This window comes from Sedimentitalea sp. XS_ASV28 (assembly GCF_041224545.1).
GTDB lineage: Bacteria > Pseudomonadota > Alphaproteobacteria > Rhodobacterales > Rhodobacteraceae > Sedimentitalea.
In genome coordinates this window covers 1-1,846 of the sequence record NZ_JBGFGP010000026.1, presented here as the reverse complement: position 1 = coordinate 1,846, position 1,846 = coordinate 1, and the positions used below count along the sequence as shown (strand labels likewise).

General features: G+C 59.2%; 3 protein-coding genes and 1 pseudogene. All 4 read right to left on the bottom strand.

Annotated features, from left to right (window positions below):
* A pseudogene (locus tag AB9K34_RS00360) lies at positions 1-229 on the bottom strand (phage major capsid protein); the annotation flags it as partial.
* Complete coding sequence (locus AB9K34_RS00355) at positions 222-557, bottom strand: HNH endonuclease (protein ID WP_369952508.1); 336 nt, start codon at positions 555-557, stop codon at positions 222-224. The gene AB9K34_RS00355 and the pseudogene AB9K34_RS00360, both read right to left, overlap by 8 nt.
* Positions 554-889 carry a head-tail adaptor protein gene (locus AB9K34_RS00350; protein ID WP_369952507.1) on the bottom strand — a complete coding sequence of 112 codons (336 nt, stop codon included), beginning with the start codon at positions 887-889 and terminating at the stop codon, positions 554-556. The genes AB9K34_RS00355 and AB9K34_RS00350 overlap by 4 nt, the downstream gene beginning before the upstream one ends.
* Positions 886-1,638, bottom strand: coding sequence for a hypothetical protein (locus AB9K34_RS00345; RefSeq protein WP_369952506.1), 753 nt, complete (start codon positions 1,636-1,638; stop codon positions 886-888). Before AB9K34_RS00345 ends, AB9K34_RS00350 begins: the two co-directional genes overlap by 4 nt.
* Between the last annotated feature and the right edge of the window lie 208 nt (positions 1,639-1,846).

Here is a 1,846-nt window from a genome sequence, read left to right as displayed (position 1 = left end):
CGGACCATTCGCGTTCAGAGCGCGTTTCCAGCTCGCCCCTGGCGTCCTGGCGTTCCTCGTCCTCGGCAATCAGCGCCGCGCGATAGCGGGTTTCGTTGGCGCGATACTCGGCGTCCAGCTCGCCCATCTTGCGGGTTTCATTTTCGGTAGCGTTGTCTTTGCCGACAAGCGTTGCCAGCTCCTGGCGGATCTCGGATTGCCGCCGGATGATCTTCACTGAATCAAGCATGTGTTTTTCCTCTATGCTCGGTAGGGTTCTCGCGCATCATCGCGCGGATTGAATCGCGCCATTCCTGGCGGTCGGGTGGTGTCGGTTTGTGTCCACACTCAATTCTGGTTTTCTTGGTGTGACAGGATGCGCAAAGCACTTGTACGTTGGCAGGGTTGAAGCTCAATTCAGGGTTTGTACGCACGGGTTTGATGTGGTCACATTCCAGCCGCCGCCGAGTTCCACATTCGACGCAAGCCCAGCCGTCACGCTCCAGGACGGCATGGCGGATTGCCTGCCAGCGTTTGGTGCGGGTGACGCGCTTGGAATACCGCTTGTAATCCTTCATCCGTTGTTCTCCGCCGTTGCGCTGATCTCGATGAACCGCAAGCGCCCGTCTGCGCTTTCCTTCAGGCCGGTGACGTTCCAATCAAGCCCATCATGGAGCAGCCGGTCGGTGGTCTTGATGCCCCGCGAAAAGTCGGAGCTGCGAACCGTGAACCGGCTTGTCAGAGTCGCGTTGATCCCGCCGTATTGGAACTTTTCAGCGTCCTTGACGTCTACCCGGTGCGCCCAGATGGTACCGATCGGCCAATAGCTTGTGAGAACGCCGCCGAATCCATCGTCGGTCATAGTCCCGCGCATGATCGTTATCCGCCGGTCAAGCTTGCTTGCGTTCATGCCCATTCCAACCTCGCCCGTCTGGATGGTGTCGCCTTGCGCCTCATGCCCTCGGCAATCGCCAGAATAGCCGCCGCCGCCGCGTCGATGCGGCCCAGGGAACGCGCCTTAGCGAGTTTGTGATTGCCTGACGGGTCAACCAACGTGATTGCGTCAGAGAACGCCGAACGCAGAAGCAGCGACGGGATTGTTTTCACCTCGCCGTCAAACAATGCCCGCCGGAACCGCTCAATATCTTCGGCCCCGTCCTTCCATCCAAAAGCCGCGCCAGATGAACGGAACCCGGTCCAGGTTTGCCGCCAGCATGACTTCGGAGAACTCAGCATGTCGGAACCTGTCGCCCACGATTGACGCCGGGGTGATGCCGTCCAGGTTGCGCACGATCTTGGCAAGCCAAGGCCCAGGCGGAACAGTGTTTTCCCCCATAACCGACAGTTCACCCCGCCCCTGCATCTCAATATAGCGCCCTGACACGCCGTCAGACGCCCCACGGTCGGCAAGTGAAGGTTTGACAGGGAGAAGGTGCCGAAACATTCCAGACGCCCCGTATCAGGCCAGAACAGCGCCGCCGCTGACATGGAACGGGAACCGCCGAGATCCACGCCAAGAATGCACGGCCCGTCACGGTCGGGCATATCATCGGGCGCAACTTCGCAGCTCATCCATTCGTCCAGAGTAATCAGGACCGAACGATCATCAGACGAAACCCTCTCGTTTCTGTTGAGGTTGCGGAAACTGGACAACTCCAACGAACCGGCTGGTTTCGCTTATGCTTGCTGTAACCTCAGTCTTCCGGTCGAGCGCCGCGTCTCGCCTCTTAGGCCGTGTTGACAAAAGGTGTTAACAGGGCGGGCTGAACGTGATTCAAACTGGTATCTGCAATGGAGACCAGCTTGGCACGAGACCTGATGTCGGACGAAGAGTGGGCGTTTCATGAACGCTTCATCCTGGCCGCCC